This is a genomic window from Phormidesmis sp. 146-12 (assembly GCF_052939495.1).
In genome coordinates this window covers 24209-42240 of record NZ_JBJPHS010000050.1, presented here as the reverse complement: position 1 = coordinate 42240, position 18032 = coordinate 24209, and the positions used below count along the sequence as shown (strand labels likewise).

The 18032-nt window shown below is 49.5% G+C and carries 17 protein-coding genes and 1 pseudogene; 10 read left to right on the top strand and 8 right to left on the bottom strand.

Annotated elements, in window-relative coordinates; genetic code table 11:
* Positions 1–158 precede the first annotated feature (158 nt).
* Positions 159–1451, bottom strand: a complete 1293-nt coding sequence (locus tag ACKFKF_RS20190) for an O-antigen ligase family protein (protein ID WP_446869358.1) — start codon at positions 1449–1451, stop codon at positions 159–161.
* Positions 1448–2290 (bottom strand): YaaW family protein, encoded by an 843-nt coding sequence (locus ACKFKF_RS20185; protein WP_446869357.1) that lies wholly within the window; start codon positions 2288–2290, stop codon positions 1448–1450. Before ACKFKF_RS20185 ends, ACKFKF_RS20190 begins: the two co-directional genes overlap by 4 nt.
* Before the next feature lie 169 nt (positions 2291–2459).
* On the opposite strand from ACKFKF_RS20185, the gene ACKFKF_RS20180 reads away from it, so the two are divergent.
* The 5 genes and pseudogenes from ACKFKF_RS20180 to ACKFKF_RS20160 all read left to right on the top strand — a co-directional run bounded on the left by ACKFKF_RS20180 (position 2460) and on the right by ACKFKF_RS20160 (position 6041).
* Positions 2460–3539, top strand: coding sequence for an NAD(P)/FAD-dependent oxidoreductase (locus ACKFKF_RS20180; RefSeq protein ID WP_446869356.1), 1080 nt, complete (start codon positions 2460–2462; stop codon positions 3537–3539).
* Between the two features lie 64 nt (positions 3540–3603).
* Positions 3604–4293 (top strand): Uma2 family endonuclease, encoded by a 690-nt coding sequence (locus ACKFKF_RS20175; RefSeq protein ID WP_446869355.1) that lies wholly within the window; start codon positions 3604–3606, stop codon positions 4291–4293.
* Between the two features lie 161 nt (positions 4294–4454).
* Positions 4455–4664, top strand: a complete 210-nt coding sequence (locus ACKFKF_RS20170) for a type II toxin-antitoxin system HicB family antitoxin (RefSeq protein ID WP_446869354.1) — start codon at positions 4455–4457, stop codon at positions 4662–4664.
* Between the two features lie 93 nt (positions 4665–4757).
* A pseudogene (locus tag ACKFKF_RS20165) lies at positions 4758–4892 on the top strand (type II toxin-antitoxin system HicA family toxin); the annotation flags it as partial.
* A 363-nt stretch (positions 4893–5255) separates the two neighbouring features.
* A complete protein-coding gene (locus ACKFKF_RS20160; RefSeq protein ID WP_446869353.1) occupies positions 5256–6041 on the top strand; it encodes a hypothetical protein in 786 nt (261 codons plus the stop codon).
* A 6-nt stretch (positions 6042–6047) separates the two neighbouring features.
* On the opposite strand, the gene ACKFKF_RS20155 is transcribed toward ACKFKF_RS20160, so the two are convergent.
* The 4 genes from ACKFKF_RS20155 to ACKFKF_RS20140 all read right to left on the bottom strand — a co-directional run bounded on the left by ACKFKF_RS20155 (position 6048) and on the right by ACKFKF_RS20140 (position 8358).
* Complete coding sequence (locus tag ACKFKF_RS20155; protein ID WP_446869352.1) at positions 6048–6380, bottom strand: type II toxin-antitoxin system PemK/MazF family toxin; 333 nt, start codon at positions 6378–6380, stop codon at positions 6048–6050.
* Positions 6365–6559: a DUF2281 domain-containing protein gene (locus tag ACKFKF_RS20150; protein ID WP_446869351.1), complete on the bottom strand. Its 195-nt coding sequence runs from the start codon at positions 6557–6559 to the stop codon at positions 6365–6367. The genes ACKFKF_RS20155 and ACKFKF_RS20150 overlap by 16 nt, the downstream gene beginning before the upstream one ends.
* A gap of 203 nt (positions 6560–6762) precedes the next feature.
* Positions 6763–6948: a hypothetical protein gene (locus ACKFKF_RS20145; protein WP_446861923.1), complete on the bottom strand. Its 186-nt coding sequence runs from the start codon at positions 6946–6948 to the stop codon at positions 6763–6765.
* Between the two features lie 120 nt (positions 6949–7068).
* Positions 7069–8358 (bottom strand): CCA tRNA nucleotidyltransferase, encoded by a 1290-nt coding sequence (locus ACKFKF_RS20140; RefSeq protein ID WP_446869350.1) that lies wholly within the window; start codon positions 8356–8358, stop codon positions 7069–7071.
* Positions 8359–8724: 366 nt separating this feature from the next.
* Here ACKFKF_RS20140 and ACKFKF_RS20135 point away from each other — a divergent pair, with 366 nt between their 5' ends.
* The 5 genes from ACKFKF_RS20135 to ACKFKF_RS20115 all read left to right on the top strand — a co-directional run bounded on the left by ACKFKF_RS20135 (position 8725) and on the right by ACKFKF_RS20115 (position 14436).
* Complete coding sequence (locus tag ACKFKF_RS20135; protein ID WP_446869348.1) at positions 8725–8973, top strand: Ycf34 family protein; 249 nt, start codon at positions 8725–8727, stop codon at positions 8971–8973.
* 247 nt (positions 8974–9220) lie between these two features.
* Complete coding sequence (locus tag ACKFKF_RS20130; protein WP_446869347.1) at positions 9221–10672, top strand: tetratricopeptide repeat protein; 1452 nt, start codon at positions 9221–9223, stop codon at positions 10670–10672.
* A gap of 206 nt (positions 10673–10878) precedes the next feature.
* On the top strand, positions 10879–12369 hold the full coding sequence (locus tag ACKFKF_RS20125) for a site-2 protease family protein (protein WP_446869346.1): 1491 nt from the start codon (positions 10879–10881) through the stop codon (positions 12367–12369).
* 99 nt (positions 12370–12468) lie between these two features.
* The gene (locus ACKFKF_RS20120) at positions 12469–13281 is read left to right on the top strand and encodes a PIN domain-containing protein (protein ID WP_446869344.1); all 813 of its coding nucleotides are present in this window, start codon (positions 12469–12471) and stop codon (positions 13279–13281) included.
* Positions 13282–13365: 84 nt separating this feature from the next.
* Positions 13366–14436, top strand: a complete 1071-nt coding sequence (locus tag ACKFKF_RS20115) for a hypothetical protein (protein ID WP_446869343.1) — start codon at positions 13366–13368, stop codon at positions 14434–14436.
* Between the two features lie 349 nt (positions 14437–14785).
* On the opposite strand, the gene ACKFKF_RS20110 is transcribed toward ACKFKF_RS20115, so the two are convergent.
* Positions 14786–15574 carry a WecB/TagA/CpsF family glycosyltransferase gene (locus ACKFKF_RS20110; RefSeq protein ID WP_446861930.1) on the bottom strand — a complete coding sequence of 263 codons (789 nt, stop codon included), beginning with the start codon at positions 15572–15574 and terminating at the stop codon, positions 14786–14788.
* Between the two features lie 738 nt (positions 15575–16312).
* Positions 16313–17971 carry a Ppx/GppA phosphatase family protein gene (locus tag ACKFKF_RS20105; protein WP_446869342.1) on the bottom strand — a complete coding sequence of 553 codons (1659 nt, stop codon included), beginning with the start codon at positions 17969–17971 and terminating at the stop codon, positions 16313–16315.
* Between the last annotated feature and the right edge of the window lie 61 nt (positions 17972–18032).

The window sequence follows — 18032 nt, the reverse complement described above, 5'->3', positions numbered from 1 at the left end:
AGTTTGACAAATGGGGATGCGACTCAAATCGTGTCTCTATTTTTTTGCAAGCCTGCTTTTTGAGGTGTTGCTGGAGGGATTGATCTGTGAAGGTTGTCAATTGTTTCGCCCCCTAAATCCCCTATTCTGGGGGACTTTGATTCATACGGAGATGCGACTCAAATCGTGTCTCTATCTTTTCGTAAGCTTGCTTTTTGATAGACAATTCCGCAAATCGACGCTAATAGAACCCAGGCCATTGTATTAATTCGAGCGTCAAACAGCGTAATGTCAAACAGGCTAAACAGCGTGCAGGCGACGAAGGCCATGAGGAAGGTGAAAAAGATCAGGCGGTTTTCTCCCTGCCAATTTCTAAAGACGATCGCCCCCTGGGTCACGACCCAACCCACTAATCCGTACAACATCAAGGCTGCGGGAAGCCCTGTTTCGGATGACATCATTAGAAACAAATTGTGGGGGTGCCCCAACCAATACTGCGTTTTTGCTTCATAAAGCTGAGTGAAGTTTCGCAAGCCCCATCCTGTGATCGGACGCTGTTGGGTCAGTGACCAGGCAAAACTCCACTGCGTCGATCGCATCTGAGGAATCGGACGATCGCGAAACATTTGATCATTCAGTCTCGCCCAAAAAAACGCAGGCACAACGGCTCGAAACCCATCCTGAAATGGCGGTGGGGCAAAGGCGGCTCCTAAAATGATTCCGGCAATCGCTCCAACTCCTGCCACAATGCGTCGCCAACCTTGATACAACGCAAAGGCAAGACAGGACAGAAGCGCGATCGCCCAGGCATTTCGAGAGTTGGTCAAAATTAAGGCGACGGCATCCAGAAGCACGATCGCGCTCAAGAAATATTTTGGGTTTCGCTGCGTTTCCTCAATCCACAAGCCCAGACCCAACACAAACACAATGACGTGATAGCTGGCCAAAACCGTCGCGTAAGTAAACACAGAAGCCATGCGTCCGGGAGGATTGCCCGATGGGTCGATCGTCCATTCGATCAGTCCCCACAGCAGCGAAGGACGACCGCCCCAGTGTAAATAGAGTTGGGCGAAACCAATCAATGACACGGGCAGCGAAGGGATCACCAGAATCCAGGCAATTCGTCTAAGCTGACTGGGCGTTTGGATCAGGTTACTGAGTGCGGTGAAGACAAAAAAGAAGGGCAGAAAGTTGAATAGCCCCAGAAAAGCATTGTATCGATTGAACGCAAAACAAGCGGTGATCAGTAACCAAAGAGCAAGCGTCAAAAACCCCCAATTCAGCGGCTGACGAATCAGAGTTTTGTACTCCTGCTGCCAAATCACCACTGACGGCACGAGCATCATCACCCCGCCTAAAAACGCGCTAAAGGGCAGCAGGATCAGTCCGAGTTGGACGATGTTCCAGTGCCGTTGCAGACTCAGGTTGGGGTGACGCTGGAGTTGCAGAAAGGCTCTCAGAGATTTGCTCAAATTGCCTCAAAACATTCAGAACGGGTGAGTCGAATCTGTGCCAGCGTAAAAATGATGGGAATCACACGACCGTAGTTGGTGGCGATCGCTCTCCATCCCAAATCTGCCAAAAACCAGCCCCAAAGCGCCGATCCTGCAAAGGCAAACACCGTTCTCACGGCTCCGTATCTCGCAGCACTGGCCACCATGCCATACTTCGACATTTGAAGCGCGGCGTAATTTTGAAACTGAGTTGCGGCCGCCAATCCGCCTTGAGTCAGGGTCGCTTTTGCGGCTTCATGTCGGGCAAAATGGAGGGCAAATTGTCCGGCGACCTGTTGAAGTAACATCGGACGGACGACGGAACTAATGGCGATCGCGCCTCCTCCTTTGAGCAACAGATTTAACGGGTCATTTTGCACCGGGAGCGGCAGTGTTTTTGCCAGATCAGATTGAGAAATAGATTGTTGAACTCGTTTCGTCAACGCCGCCTTTTCTGATTTGGGAAGCTGTTTCCAAGCGCGGTCTAACAAGCTGAGAAAAACTTCTGCCTCTAGATCAGTTGTAGACATCGACCCTGCATAAGGCAATTTCAAATAGCGGCAAACCTGGATCAACACTTGACGATAGCTCACCTGTCCCGTGCGTCCTCTCAAAACGGTCATGCCATCAGCGGCCAAAAATCGAAATCGTTCGTCGATCGCATCCAGCCAGTCTTCTCGGTCTTGACTTTGCACCTCGATCGGGTCAGGCGTGCTGACATAATCCAACGGATTAAACTTGGGACGAAACAAAATCTCGGTCAAGTCTCGTAACTCATCTTCGGTTGCTAACTCCAATGCCGCTCTCAGTTCGTCCACTCTCAGACTCCTCCGGTGCAAAGTTTGGGCAGTCAGTCATATTCTACTAAAGGGAGGGGATAAGGGAGAACTTCGATGATCTGTTCCCCCTTGGGGGTAATCCGCTTCGCGAGGAGGGATGAAGGATGAATTTCTCGTAATATAAAAACACATTTCTCGGTGTGATGGGATGACTCATTTTGAGATTGCGATCGTCGGTGCGGGAATGGCGGGGTTGACCTGTTCCCAACAACTACATCAGGCGGGCTACAACGTCGTGGTGGTTGAGAAGTCTCGTGGGCTGGGCGGCAGGCTGGCTACTCGTCGATTAGAAGGCACTCACGCCGATCATGGGGTCTGTTATCTCAAGCCAAAAGACGATCGCTTTCAATCCCTGGTCAAAACGCTGGTCGATCGCGCCATTCTCCAACCCTGGACAGACACGATTCACGAATTGGATGCCAATGGACAGGTACAAGAACCGAGAGAACGACCCCTTGCGGATAACTCGAAGAGATCGCCCCGTTATGCTTCACCAATGGGATTTAGCGCGATCGGTAAGTTTCTAGCAACGGGGTTGGCTCTCATCCAAAATCAGCGCGTTGCAAAAATTGAACTTATTGGTCAAAAGTGGCACCTGCAATTTGAGAACAATTCAGTCATTACCGCCGATGCAGTGATCGTGGCGATTCCGGCTCCTCAAGCTCTGATCATTCTAGAATCCATCCCAGATTCAGACTTTTTGCAGACGTTGAAATCGGTGCAGTATTCGGCTTGTATTGCGGCGATCGCAACCTACCCATCCCACATCGAAACGGATTTGCTAGACTGGAAAGAGATCGTCTGTCCCCATGATTCTGATCTGGGTTGGATTGCGATCGACAGCACCAAACAACTTTCACCCTCTCAGCCTGTGTTCGTCGTGCAAAGTAACGCGGCGTTTGCTCACCGTCATCTCGATACCTCTGACCTGCAACCTGTCGGACAACATCTCTTAGACAAAGCTGCTCAAATTCTTCCCTGGCTATCTACACCCGAAGTGCTACAAGTTCATCGCTGGCGGTATGCCTTTCCGACTCAACCCTTAACGGAAAAATACCTAATTGCAAACACACAATTACCGCTAATTTGCACAGGAGATTGGTGTGGAGGAAACCGGGTCGAAAGTGCTTTTTTGTCAGGACTAGCAACAGCAGAACAAATAAATCTGAGATTGCGAAAGCGAAGTTTGAATAGAGAGTTTTGGAGAGCGATGTCACCTAAGATTTAGGTATCAATTGCAGCATTATTTCGCCCCAAAGCGTAATAGTAGTTTCAACTCCTGGCTAGAATTGTTGAATCCACTGCCAAAATTACCCACCGAAAAGCGGGTGAAACCGACTAACGCGAGGGTGAGCAAAAAGGCGATTAGTGCTAAAGGCGAACACACTATGACGCAAGCCAAGCCACGATTCAAAACGTTTGAGCAATATGCAGCACTACACCCTTCAGAACTGCCAGAGGGTAACTATGAGTTGGTCAATGGAGAATTAGTCGAGTTGCCTCCTGAAAGTGATCTCAATGTCATGATTGCAGGATTTCTGTTCTCTGCACTGCTGCAATTTGTGCCGCACTATCTCATTCGTCGAGGCACTGAGGTTTTTGTAAACAGTCGCATGGTGAGCAGTCGCTATCCCGATTTGATGGTACTGAGTGAAACAGGACAAATTGCACTAGAAGGAGCGAAACGATCGTCCGTCACGATCGACATGCCCACCCCGCCCTTGGTGATAGAAGTCGTCTCACCGGGAGCACCAGGCAGCGACAATTACAACCGCGACTATGTTGAGAAGCCAAGAGAGTATGCAGCGCGAGGCATTCCTGAGTTTTGGCAGGTTGATCCAGAGAGAGCAGTGGTGACAGTCCTCACGCTCAAAAATGAAGCTTATCAGTCGAGGGAGTTTCGAGGCAGCGATTCTATAGTCTCTCCCACTTTCCCAGCGTTGAATCTGACGGCTGAACAAATTTTGAGAGCAGGGCGATGAGCAAACTTATAGTCGCAGGAAAAAAGCCATTCTAAGGATGCTCGACTGTTGAGAAGTCGCTTCCCAAATTTTGAACACAAGTCGCAGTATCATTTTGCTTCGGAACGTCCTAGTAGTTTCAATTTTTGGTTAGAATCAAACCGCTAAATCTAGAAAGTAGTATGAAAACTTTTACTGCGATCGTTGAGCGAGATCTAGACACAAGCCTCTACGTTGGCTATGTTCCTGGCTTCCCTGGAGCGCATTCTCAAGGCGAGACCTTGGACGAGTTACACGCAAACTTGCAGGAAGTGATTGAGATGCTGCTTGAAGATGAACAAGTCGCGATCGGCACAGAGTTTGTTGGAACTCAGCAGATTGTGGCTGGATAAATAATGAGCAGCATTCCCGTTCTCAAACCCCAGGAAGTTGTGCGGATTCTGGAGAATCTTGGGTTTGCGGAAGTGCGTTAGAAAGGTTCGCACAAACAGTTTCGGCATGAGGATGGACGAGCAACTACCGTTCCATTTCACAAAGGGCGCGATATTTCTCCCAGGCTGCTACGACAAATTGCAAGTGATATTAAGTTGACTGTTGAGGAGTTGCTAGAGGCGCAATGAGGTCTAACAATGCAGTGGAGTGATCGCTTCAAGTTATCTGCCAGAGTTCGTTGGTTGAGGAGTTTTGGCAAGCGATCTCTTGCGGGTAACTTGAAGACGTTTTCTAAAACTGGAGGCAATATGAAGTAGAAAAGTCAGGCTCTCCTAGACTTGATATGAAAAAGGGGAAGCTTCTATTAGGAATTTCTAACGGGCAACTCTGAAACCCTTTCAGGAGAAAGAGTTGCAAACTGTGTAGAAATCTCGCAACACACGAAATCTAGGAGAGCCAAAAGTCAGCCATTTTGAGTAATAAGAAAGCTATGCTGCACAATGTATTGTTATGTCTCATGACCTTGCACTTAACTTTAGATTTTTAGCCTTATGAAAGCTACTGAGTTCAAAGTCGCAACACGCTCTGACGCTGAAGAATTCGATCAGTTGTTGAATAGATACCGATTAGAACACCACATTCACAAATGGCCTTTTATCTCTCTTGAAGAGTTCTTTAATATTTCAGAAGAACACGAAAAACCTGCTCAACTCTTTTCTGCCTTTTTCGATATTTGTTTACAAGATGTAGCTCTTCAGTGTGATCTCAAAATCATTCGAGATGAAACAAACCGTGAATATTCGGGAGGAGATATTGAAGGCTTTTTCTCACTCCGGATGGGGCGGTATATTGCTGCAAGCAACGCTGCTCTTCGCTTTCGAGCAATGTGGGACAAAATTATGGGGCTTACGGTTTTAGTACATTGGCCAAACAAATATCAAGACTTTTTCAAGGCGAAAAGTAGGCTCAAGGCATTCCAAAAAATCGCACGTGGGTGGAAGATAGACCCTGGGGAGGAACAGAATGAGTCAATAGAAGAGTGGAACAAGAAGTGGGAACAGTCAATCAACCAAATTGAAAGGATTGTTAGAGGAATTGATGATAATTTCCGTACTGCTGAAGCTCATAGTATTGGCCGGATAGGTAAATGGGCATTTACAAAGCAGAAAGGTGAGGACGATCCTTTTGAAGAACTTTTGCTAGCAAGTAACGATATCTACGAGCGTCTGAGGGATTTATCATTTATTCTTCGAGTCCGTAGAGTGCGAAATAGAGACAAAAAACACAACAAGGAAGTGAATGAGGCTAAATCATGTGGTGGAATTGACTCCATGTAACCACATTCAAGCTTGCAACAGTTTAATCACTTGATCGATCGCCTCACTCAGTTTCTCTGTTTTCAACTGTCCGGCTATTGAGCGAATGATTTGTCTATCGGCAGTAAACAAGCGATTGGGTCTGATATTACTTGACTGCCTCAAACTTCCAGAACTAAAGTCTGAGCTTTCTAGAGCGATCGCAGAACCGTCTCTCACCAAACGACTCGTAATCTGACACAAAATTAAATCATCCCCTGCTAGCACCGCCGACACTAGCGCAGGTCGTCTTTTTGCCTCAGTAAGATCTGAGAACGGGAACGGTACAATCACCACATCGCCTCTCACCAATCCCGCCACGCCTCGTCCTCCTCTGGTCTAAGCCAATCCTTTGCTAAGGTGGACTCGCTCAACAACGCGGTCTCTTGTCTATCCGGTTGATGCTTCGATTTCAAGAATTGCACAAAATCTAGAATTTCCTCGACTAGAAAATCGGGGATCTGCTCAATCTCATCAAGCAATTGCTGTTTAGAAGGCATCACTTATTGGTAATCAAACTAGCTTCAGTCTACACAGAAGTTCTACCTTTTGGACTGAGATCTACAATCAAAAATCCCCAGACCTGTTGAGATCCGGGGACTTGGGCAAGATTTAATCGTTTGCAATTCAGAAGAGGCATGAACCGTTAAAATCTCAGCCCGTCTGACAATCTTTGATCCTGACAATCTTTTAAGGCCAGCCGCTATACGTCAGCAGCACCCTCATTGCCTCTGCTTGCACCTTCTTGATCGCCTTCTGACTCATCGCGATTGTTGTCGTAGCGTCTGCCTCGCGTCATGCGACCTGTGTTAGTGCGCTTGCGAAACTTACGAGCATAAGCCTGGTTACGGAGCGCTTTTTCTTTCTTTTGGTTGCGGCGTTTAGCCATGTTTACCCCTTTTGAGACATCAGTTGAAGAATTGTAGATGATCGCATTCAAACCAGAGCCAAACGAATCTAGCCCCGAAAGGAATTGAGTGAGAAGATCACTCTAACATAATCCGCACAGCTATCCAGTTGACCGCGCCAAATTTGCAGCCCAGGCGATCGCCTCTTCAGCGTTAAAAATCTTCCCTTCGGCTCGTGCTAGTTGTAGCGCTGCCAGTAGTTGACCGATTTGCGGCCCGGCTGCGAGACCGAGCGCCAACATCAAATCTTGCCCTGTGACCAGAGAACTGGGGTGAGCAACCGGATCTTCAGCATTGAGAAAGCGGTGAATCAGAGGCGCGATCGTTTCTAAAGGAGTGCCCGCAGCGATCGCCAAGATAGCCAGTGCCGAAAAGGTAGCGCCCACTTCGCGGAAGAAGAAATATTGCTCTCCCAAACTCCACTCGGTCTGAGCATTGTTTTCAAACCGGGGCAAATTTTTGAGAACGGTACTTGCTGCCTGAATCTCGGCTCGACTGTACTTTAATCGCCACAACTGCCCTTCTGCCTGCTGGGGATCAGGACTCAGTAAAGCGGCTAATTTGGCGATCGTTAGCCAGTTGCGGGTCGAGCCAGAAGACTTTTCGAGCTTGCCTTCATTACGAGCGGCAGTACGAATGTTTTGAAACAACTCCGCCTCAAACTCAGCCCAGGTTTCTTGAAAGACTACCGCTGTTTGGTCGATCGCCCTCAATCGCGTCAAACTCACTTCTGTCGCACTGGGAAACCAATCTTGCAGCAGACCATCTTGCCACGCGGCTCTCAACCAGTCTGTTCCTTTCGGAGAACTGAGCAAATAATTTAACTCTGACTGCACCCGTTCGGCGGCAATTCTCCCTAGTTTGGGTGCGAGTTGGCGAATAGCGGACTGAGTTTCTGATTCGAGCGCAAATCCTAGCTGGGCTGCCTGACGATACGCCCGCAAAAGACGCAGCGGATCTTCTGCCAAATTCTCACACGAGACCATGCGAAGCAGTCCCCGTTGTAGATCGGCATGACCTTGCAGCGGATCGAGTAATTGAGAGGTGTGTGGGTTGTAGGCGATCGCATTCACCGTAAAGTCACGTCGGCGCAAATCGGCTTCTAGCGTCGGGCCGACCTGCTGGGCAAAGTCAGCCGTTCCCTGCTCAAACACGACACGAGCAATCTGGCGTTCCGCATCCAACAACACGAACCCGGCTCGATAGTGACGCGCGATCGCTTGGGCCGTTTCGACCGCCGCGATCGGTAGCACAAAATCCAAATCCAAATAGTCAGAATGCCGCTTGAGAAGAGCATCCCGAACCGTTCCACCAACCAGACACGCAGATTCAGGTAGCCACTTTAGACTAAAGGGCCAGCTTTCGGGAGACAGGGCAGAAGAGGCAACCACAACGTTTTGCCAACACAGATGATTCAATTCAAACTAATCCTAAACGGGGTAAAGCTGGCGAAGTGACAAAGAAGCGACTGGCAGTGAATTGAAGCAGCTACAGGCAGTCGAGTCAGCGTTTCTAAACCGATCGTCTCAATCAAAGCGACCACACCTCTCTAGTATGGCGCTTGATTTTTCAGGTATGGAGCGTCTGGGGTCTAGAAATCGCCCACCTGCGCCGCCGCCATCTTTTGCTAACCGCTAACCGCAACATAAATCAACCCAGAAGCCAGTGAATAATTCGTTCGCCTGAGCTAGAGTAACAGAAAATCATCTCCATTCTTGCCCCACTCCCTTCTATTGTGTTGCAGAGAGATTAGAACAATGTGTATCTGTGTCAATTGCCATTATGTAGACCGCTGCACCACCTATCACGCGGTCGAACACCAGCACGAACAGCCCCATCTCACCGAGACACCCGACTTTGAAGCGACCGAGCCGACGATCAATGTCAACATCCGCGATCGCTCCGACTACATTGAGATGGAATGGGACGTTGTAGGGTGTCTCAGCTTTAAATCAGAACACGGTAAATGGGCCAGGCTGCGTCCGGGTGAGCTGGTGCCGACTTAATCTGAATTCAATCAAAACCCGCCTTCGCCCCTCAAAAATTCTTTTAGTCTGCGAAGGCGACTTCGTTCTGTTAGGCGCGGTTTGAACCGCCAGCCACAATTGCTCTTGCAGAGAAACCTCTCCTCCGGGAAACTCCTTAAGCTTTGGTAAAAACTTCATAAAGCCAGACGTGATCCAGTCCTCAATTTTGGGAACAGTCAGCTAGAAAAAGACCCTTGTTCTTTCTAAGACATCCTGACTTAAAGCCATGAGCCTGATCCGTTTTTCCTCACGTCACGCTGTCCACGCCCTTGTGGTTGGCTTGGTCACAACTTTCAGTAGTGTTGCGCCGATGGCAGCCCAGACAGAATCCGCCAAAGCACCGACCCCAACAGAACCCGTCAAAGCGTCTGAACTGTCTAAAACCCAACAAGAAGCTCAGAAATTTTACGGAGCCGGAGAAGGTCAAATTAGAAGCGCCAACTATCGAGGAGCCGTTGAGAACTACAACAAAGCGATCGAGCTAAATCCTAATCTCAGTAATGCTTACGTAGGAAGAGGGGCAGCCCGATCGAATCTGGGTGACTCAACTGGAGCGATGGCAGACTTTGATCAGGCGATCAGGCTCAGTCCTTTTGATGCGGGTGCCTATGCTCAACGCGGAACGACTCTCTATGCAGTGGGTAATGCCGATGGTGCGATCGCTGACCTCAACAAAGCCCTAGAGCTAAATCCCAACCTGGTGCCAGCCTACGTCAATCGGGGACACATTCGCGCTCAGTCTGGAGACACCGATGGCGCGATCGCTGACTTCAATCAAGCCTTACAGCTTCAGCCGAGCTACACGCCTGCTTTACTCAATCGGGGCTATGTTCGCTTCTCGAAGGGTGATCGTCAGGCTGCTATGAATGATTTAAATCAAGCGATCAAACTTCAGCCCGACTACGCAGAAGCCTATTTAAGTCGCGGCACACTGCATCATGAAATTGGAGAAGACCAGGCGGCGATCGCTGACTTTAATCAAGCCATCCGCCTCAAACCGACCTACACCTCTGCTTACTACAATCGAGGGCTGGCTCATTCTAAGTTGGGGAATCTAGAAGCTGCCCAGGCTAACTTTAGCGAAGTAGTGAAACTCAATCCTGACAAGACCGATGCCTTTTTGAGACGAGGAATGGTACGGGCTGCGCTGGAAGATGTGCAGGGGGCGATCGCTGACTACAATCAAGCCCTCAAACTCCAGCCCGACAATGTAGAAGTGTTAAAAAGTCGCGGCGATTTGAAGGCCTCTGTCGGAGACAAACAGGGCGCACTGGCTGACTACACTCAGGCGTTGCAGGTCAAATCAGATTACGCGGCCGCTTACGTCAGCCGTGCCGAAACCAGGTCAGAAATGGGCGATCGAGCCGGGGCGATTGCAGACTACACCCAAGCCGTCAGTCTCGACACCACCGATGCCAGAGCGTACGAAAATCGCGGCAAAGCCAGAATGGATCTGGGAGATGCGCGCGGGGCGATCGCTGACTTTAGCCAAACCTTACGGATCAATTCAACCAGTGCAGATGCTTACTATCATCGCGGCGTATTGCTTGCCAGCCTGGGCGATCGTCAAGAAGCATTGACTGATCTGAGACAAGCAGGCGATCTCTACCTCCAACAAGGTCAAGCAGAAGGCTATCGCAGCGTGTTAGATCAGATTGTCAAACTCAAGAACCAGTAGAGACGTTAGATCGAGACGTTACAACTCGAAATGCTTTCTGTCTAAAGTCCGAAGTCTAAAGTCTATAGCTCAACCTCCTCCACCCTTCCCCAACTCAAATTTCTCCTCAAATCCGATCGCTCCACAGACCCCCAACTTCGATAGAGTAGACTTAGAAGCGCTCTCTGCTTGATCGAGCGTAAGCATTGTCTTACAGGGGTTTGGAGATGATTACTGCGCTAACTGTGCTAGTGGCTTTAGGGATTTTGGGTTGGGGCTATTATCGGGCCAGACCCTTTGGCAAAATTGGTATTCTGGACTGGTTGCAGTCGGTTGTGCTGATGGCTCCCTGGCTGCTATTTTTTGGTTTGTTTTCGGTGGGCATCTACCTCAATTTGGCGGGTGTCTTGTTGTTATTTGTCATTTCTACTGGTTCTTATATTTTAATTGGGCGACGGCTCCGGGCAGCAGGTCAGGAAGTCTTGACCAAACGAGCGTCTACTTTATCCAATGTTGAAACTGACAATCTTGAAACTCAGGCGATCGAGCCTCCCTCCCAGACGCTGACAACGCCTTCACCGGATAGCCTCGAAAAACCTGAAGAGATGCCCATTCCCTTAGAGGATCTCAAGACGATTCAAGGGATTTTTGGGATTGATACTTTTTTTGCAACCGAAACGATCCCCTATCAGAATGGGGCGATTTTTAGAGGTAATCTGCGAGGTGAAATTGAACCGACCTACGATCGCCTCTCCAAAAATCTGCACGACAAATTGGGCGATCGCTATCGGCTGTTTCTGGTCGAAAATCAGGATGGCAAGCCAGTTGTCGTCATCTTACCGAGCGCCAATGATCCCAAGCCTGCCACGCTGACCCAAAAGATTTTGGCAGGGGTTTTGTTGACGGGAACGATCGCAACCTGTTTAGAAACGTCTGGATTCCTACTGGGCTTTGATTTTTACACCGACTTGAGCCGATACCGGGAAGTGTTGCCGATCGCCAGTGGCATTCTCACGATTTTGGCGGCTCACGAGTTGGGTCACTGGTTTTTGGCACGACGGCATCAGGTTCGCCTGAGTTTTCCCTTGTTTATTCCAACCTGGCAAATTGGCTCCTTTGGGGCGATCACTCGATTTGAGTCTCTGCTGCCTAGCCGAAATGCGTTGTTTGATATCGCGTTTGCTGGCCCAGCCGCTGGCGGCATCGTTTCGTTAATTTTGCTGATCGGTGGCTTGCTGCTTTCTCATGAGGGCAGTTTGTTTAAGGTGCCGACTCAGTTTTTTGAGGGTTCGATTTTAGTAGGAACTTTGGCACGAGTTGTCTTGGGCAGTGCGCTTCAGCAGACCGTCATTGCTGTGCATCCCTTGGTCATTGTGGGGTGGATTGGGCTGCTCGTCACGGCGATCAATCTCATGCCTGCGGGTCAGCTTGATGGTGGCAGAATTGTCCAAGCGATCTACGGACGCAAAATTGCAGGCTGGACGACGATCGCGACCGTGATCCTGTTAGCTCTCACGTCTTTAGTGAATCCGCTAGCATTATATTGGGCGATCGTGATTTTGGTCTTGCAGCGCAATTTAGAACGCCCCAGCCTGAATGAATTGTTAGAACCCGATGACGCACGGGCGGCGTTAGGCTTGCTGGCTCTCTTTTTAATGGTTACGATTCTTTTACCCCTGACACCCAGTTTGGCAGGACGACTCGGAATTGGTGGGTGAGGTTGTTGAAATTTAAGTTATCAAGTGTGAAGCGTAAACGGTCAGTGATAAATTACACTTCATACTTTAGAGTTCCCGTTGAGTCACCTCCCTAAAACCATGTCTGAATTACCTCCCATTTTTCTCCTGTTTGATCTCACGGCGCTACTGGCTGGTCAAACCCGCGAGTGGCAAGAGTTTTCACGAGTTGGACGGTGTTTTGTACCCCAGGCAGTCTACGAAGAGATCCAGGCGCTAGGGCGAGTTGGGGTCGATCGCAATCAGGAGCAGACCGCTAGAGAATTTGTGCGCTTTTTTGGTGAGAGCGATTGGCAATTGACGGGCGTTGGGGCGACTCATTCCTCACTCCAACCCGTTGCTGGACAGATCTATAGCAGGCGGGCCCGGCTTGCGCTCACGGTTGCAGAATGTGCTTATGGGCTGTCACGCAGTAGTCCTGGTCGGCTTGTGGCCCTGATTGGTAATGACCAACCGCTGTTACAGCGCATTCAAGGATTAAGCATCGCCAATCTCTGTGGAATTCCGCTGTCGGCACTGTTGATCTGGACTCGTAGCGGTCGTCGCCCGCCGATCGTGGCTCAACATTTGCAAGCCATGCGGTCTACAACAGTGACAGTTGGCATTATGCCTTCGTCTACTCGTGTGGCCACCGCGACCAAACCAACTCGTCCTGCTCGACCGCCGTCCCGCGCTGTTTCCAGAGTTTCTAGAGCAGAAAATCTGCGTGCCATCCGTCCAGATTCTCACCATCCTGCGGCGCTCTATCAAATCGTGTCAGGCTTGTCAGCGCTGGTCGCAGCAATTTTAGTTATGGGAATTGTCTGGTACATCGTGCAGCCCAAAGCGTTTAATCAATTTATGCGCGATCGCAACCTACCCACTTTGCCGGAGATGTCCACCGTCGAAAATTAAGTTTTGCACTCGTCAACCTGACCCTGGAACTTGCTATCCTCACCTCTGCGTCTGGGAGTGCAGTTCTTGTTATCCTGCTTTGCGATGCAACTTAACCGATCGACTAAATTTTTGTCTGTGATTGTTTTAGTGGCGGTCTTGTCTCTGGTGACGGGTGTGCCAATGGTGCAGCCTGTGTCTGCTGATCCCATCAACCTGCTCAAGCGAAGCAATCGCTCCTCAGCCCTGCCAAAGTTTATCGCGGATCAGGTGCGGCGCGATCTGTCTCGTCGGGTCAGAGTGCCACTCAAAAAATTGCGGATCAGAACCGCTGAAAAGCGCACCTGGCGAAATAGCTGCCTGGAGTTGGCAAGACCAGATGAACTGTGTGGTCAAGCTCTAGTTGAGGGGTGGCGCGTAGTTGTCGCTAGAAACCAGCAAACCTGGGTTTATCACACCGATCGCGAAGGACGAGTTTTGCGCGTAGCAGGAATCCAGGAGCAATCACTTCCAGCGTCGGTAGAAAATGCAGTCTTCAGAGACGCGGTGGCGCAATCAAATCTATCTCGCTCTGCGCTGCGGATCACCCAGGCTGAACAAAGAACCTGGAGCGACGGTTGTCTGGGGCTGGCAGAGAAGGAAGCTTTTTGTACTCAGGCATTGGTTCCTGGTTGGCTCGTGGTGGTAGAAGCAACCGGACAGCGCTGGGTCTATCGCACCAATTTCTCAGGATCGATGGTGAAGCTTGACCAATCCACCAGAGAGACATTACTGAAGCCTGTTCAGATTCCGGTGAATGACCTGCCCAAATTACCGCAAAGCGTCATTTTTCGAGCGATCGCTAGTGGCGGCTTCGCGGGTCAAACGCAACAAACTGTTCTGCTTCAAGACGGTCGATTGATTCGCAGTCGCCTCAACCCCAATGGCACAGCTTCTTTGCTGCAAACCACTCAGATTTCTTCTCAGCAGATGCGTCAGTTTCAACAGGTTATGGCAGCGATCAAGGCGTACGATCGCCTCAGCTATCCCGCTACTCCAGGCTCCGCAGACATTATCACGGTTACACTTTCGACTCGCGCTGGTACGGTTCAATACTCTGATAGCATTCAGACTCACCTACCCCAGCCTCTTCAAACCGTGATCGCTGCCTGGAGACGGCTCGATCAAGCGAGTTGAGCGTCAATTAGATCAGGTATACCAATTCGCTCGATCGGCTGTAAACACTTTTTGATCAACGTGAATTCGATGAATTTCTTCGCTTTGGTTGCAGATCTAGGTTGTCCCCCAAATCCCCTACAGATGAAAACCTTTGGGTCGGAGATCTGGTCTTAAAGTCCCCTACTCGTGGGGAATTTAGGGAGCCTTTTGGGATCTGCAAGCAAAGCGAAGAATTCATCGAACTGACGTTAACGCAGAGCTATGCGAAACGCACCGATTTTAAGATTTCAGGCTGGTGGCGCGATCGAGTTAGCTCAACACATCCTATAGATAACGATTTAATTTACGAGCCTCGACCATCTCAAGCTTAATCTCGGCTCGAAGTCTGGATTTTCCCTTGTGAACTCAAAAGCTGCTTACACGCCAGCCACAGAAACGGTGGGATCGTTTTGCGGTAGCGGCCCCACAGCCGACGAGGTTCTTGAGCAAGACGATACAGCCACTCCAGACCTGATTCACGAATGAAATAGGGTGCCCGTTTGTGAATGCCTGCATAGATGGGAAAAACGCCCCCGACCCCGATCATCACCGCCTGAATTCTGCTTTTGTGCTGTCCCATCCAAAATTCTTGCTTGGGGCAACCCAGAGACACAAAGACGATTCCTGCCCCGCTCTCATGAATTTTTTGAATGACTGCCGCATCCTCAGCAGGGGTCAGCGGACGAAACGGTAAAGGCTCCATGCCTGCAATGGTGAGGTCAGGAAACTCTCGCTCAAAGCGGCTCCGCATGTTGTCCAAAATTTCTGGTTCGGAGCCAAGAAAAAAGACGCTGATGTTTTGAGAAGGAGCCAGATCGCAAAGCGACATCATGATATCCATCCCTGCCACTCGGTCTTGCGAATAGCGGCCCAACAGTCGCACCATCCACACGAGCGGCATCCCATCAGGTGTGACAATATCTGCATTGTAGAGAACTGAGGCCAGTGCAGGGTCCCAGGAGGCTTCTGTGAGCATGTGAACGTTGGCGACACAGACCACTTTACTGATTCGACTTTTGGCCCACTTGAGAATGACTGAAATCTGCTGGTCAAACGGCAGTGCAGTCACCGGAAAGCCAATTACGCTTTGAGCAGGAATGGAAGTTTCTAAGGTCATGATCGCATTCTTGAAACTGGAAATTTACTCTGAAAGTGATTTCAGGCACCAATCTATAGAAATTAAATTACCGGGCAGAGTAATTCTTGGGCGCTGTAGTTGTCAAGTCTACTTTGTTACTTAAAGCCTACTGGTTAAGCACTTTAGCGGGGGCGAGACTAAAGACAGATAAGCTTTTTGAGAAGCCTCCGTATGTTTATCAGTGAATATCCTTAATAGATAAAATACGGAGAACACGCTGAGAAGTTAGTAGAAAATCTGTACCCTTTAAGGAGAAGATACCGTATTTTTACTCAGTGGAGCGTGAAGCTCAGATGAAATATGCCTACATAAATTCGACTTTGAGGTGAAGAAATTAGATTCCTCTAAACTTAAGCAAATTAAGCTGCCTGCCCCCAAACCTATCGCTATTTCTGTAAAAATTCAGTGAAGAAAACCTAATAGATGATGAAGATTACCTACTAGAAAATACGGAGTCGCTTGAATCCCTTCACAGCTTGAATTCAGAGCAATTTCTGATTCTTTTCTACTGCAACTAAAACGCGACTTTTTGTAGGTAACGTGAAGCGACCCCTTGCGGGTAACGTAAAACAGCGTGAATTCGGTGAAATCTTTCGCTACGATGATTAATCTGGGCAGCCCCCCAAATCCCTCACTCGTAGGGGATTTGGAAGTGACTCGAATTGATAACCGAAGCGAACAATCTCATCGAATTTACCTCATCGAATTCACCTAGTTTCAAGGGTTTCTAGCTGAAATTGTTCTCAGAATGGGGACAAGCTTGACTCCAAATTCTGACTCAAAGCTGCTCTTTTTGTAGTCCAAACTCCACAGTTCTAAAGCACAATCTTCGCCAGGCTCAGTCGCTTGTAGCAGCAGCCGCATCTCTTGTAGGTCAGGAATATAGTCACACTGAATGTCAGCGATCGCCCCGATTTGTCTGCGGTCAAGGGCAACGGACAATCTCAGTAGTGGACTCAATTGTTCAACAATGCGACGATGTTTTTTGCTAGTGAGATTTCGGTAGCTGTCGTGACGTTTTTTGGGGCTGCTTTTGCGGTGATAGCGGGCTAGATTGGCGATCGTTTCAATCTCGATCTCGGTATAGCCCAGCAGTTCTGCGTGACGAATTAGGTAATAGGAATGCTTGTGGTGAGAGGCGTGACTGACATGGTGCCCGCAGTTGTGCAAAATCGCGGCCGCCCACAGCAGTTCTCGTGCATCGGTGTCCCAGGAATGCAACAGACCACGGGTTTGGTCAAACAAGTTGAGGGCAAATTGAGCGACGCGCTGACTGTGTTCTAGATTGACCTGATACTTTTGAGCATTTTTGAGAACGCTACGCTGACGGACAGAACTTTGATAGCGAAGCCGATCTTCGATCAAGCCGTGGGCCAGCATCCAGTCAACGACGACTCCTTCGCGCAGCGATCGTTCACAGATTTCTAACGCCTCCACCTTGAGCAAAGTCATCGCTTCGAGCAAAATCATTGCCCCCGCCAGAATGATCTCAGCGCGTCGATCGTTGAGTCCAGGAATTAAAAGGCGATCGGCATAGCTCAACTTTCGGAGTCGATTGACCCATTCACGCAGGTCTTTTTGGGTGATTTGACAGCCATTGAGTGGAGTGGGAACCGTGCCAAATTTTTCACGAGCATTTAGACTGACCAGAGTTTCGATCGTGCCCGACGTGCCAATCATCCGTAGGGTTTCGCCTGGTTTGAGTTGAGTCTGCAACTCTTCGACGGGGCGCTCTAACATGCCGCGAATGTAAGCCTGGAGATACTGAAATTCGGTGGGGCTAATGGGGTCAGTGGTGATCTGTTCTGAAGTCAGGCGGACTGCTCCAATCTTGGTGCTACTGAGAGTTCGCGGTTCGTGCCCGTCACCCAAAATCAACTCAGTTGAGCCACCCCCAATGTCAATGATCACATGGGGTTGATCATTAAACTGCATCCCCGAAAGCACACCTAGATAGATTCTCCGAGCTTCTTCGACCCCTGAGATCAGATTGACCCACAGCCCCAAATCTGCCTCGATCTGCTGCAAAAATTCCTGTCCATTTGGGGCTTCTCGGACTGCGCTAGTGGCGACGGCGATCGTCTGTTCGGCGTTGAGGCTTTTGGCAATTTCTTGACAGCGCTTTAGTACGTCCGTTGCCCGTGTCATCGCTTCTGGGGTGAGTCGTCCCGTTTGTTTGCAGCGATCGCCCAATCGCACAGTCGTCTTTTCTCGCGCAATGATTGTGAACGCAGGCAATCGGGGCTGAATGCGAACCACAACCATATGAATTGAGTTTGTCCCCACATCAATTGCCGCTAGGATGCGGTCTCGATCGCTGGGCAGCGTAGGAATATTGATCAACGTTTCGGGAGGGGTATAGGTTGATTTAACCATGCGATGAAGCGGCTTGCGGGGCAGAATGGGACGATCGGCAACAGAAACTTTGTAGCATTTT

Coding starts and splice junctions, on each gene's coding strand:
- ACKFKF_RS20110 (WP_446861930.1), bottom strand. CDS start 15,574: ATGACCTTAGAAACTTCCATTCCTGCTCAAAGCGTAATTGGCTTTCCG.
- ACKFKF_RS20125 (WP_446869346.1), top strand. CDS start 10,879: ATGATTACTGCGCTAACTGTGCTAGTGGCTTTAGGGATTTTGGGTTGG.
- ACKFKF_RS20130 (WP_446869347.1), top strand. CDS start 9,221: ATGAGCCTGATCCGTTTTTCCTCACGTCACGCTGTCCACGCCCTTGTG.
- ACKFKF_RS20115 (WP_446869343.1), top strand. CDS start 13,366: ATGCAACTTAACCGATCGACTAAATTTTTGTCTGTGATTGTTTTAGTG.
- ACKFKF_RS20120 (WP_446869344.1), top strand. CDS start 12,469: ATGTCTGAATTACCTCCCATTTTTCTCCTGTTTGATCTCACGGCGCTA.
- ACKFKF_RS20145 (WP_446861923.1), bottom strand. CDS start 6,948: ATGGCTAAACGCCGCAACCAAAAGAAAGAAAAAGCGCTCCGTAACCAG.
- ACKFKF_RS20150 (WP_446869351.1), bottom strand. CDS start 6,559: ATGCCTTCTAAACAGCAATTGCTTGATGAGATTGAGCAGATCCCCGAT.
- ACKFKF_RS20170 (WP_446869354.1), top strand. CDS start 4,455: ATGAAAACTTTTACTGCGATCGTTGAGCGAGATCTAGACACAAGCCTC.
- ACKFKF_RS20135 (WP_446869348.1), top strand. CDS start 8,725: ATGTGTATCTGTGTCAATTGCCATTATGTAGACCGCTGCACCACCTAT.
- ACKFKF_RS20160 (WP_446869353.1), top strand. CDS start 5,256: ATGAAAGCTACTGAGTTCAAAGTCGCAACACGCTCTGACGCTGAAGAA.
- ACKFKF_RS20105 (WP_446869342.1), bottom strand. CDS start 17,971: ATGGTTAAATCAACCTATACCCCTCCCGAAACGTTGATCAATATTCCT.
- ACKFKF_RS20180 (WP_446869356.1), top strand. CDS start 2,460: ATGACTCATTTTGAGATTGCGATCGTCGGTGCGGGAATGGCGGGGTTG.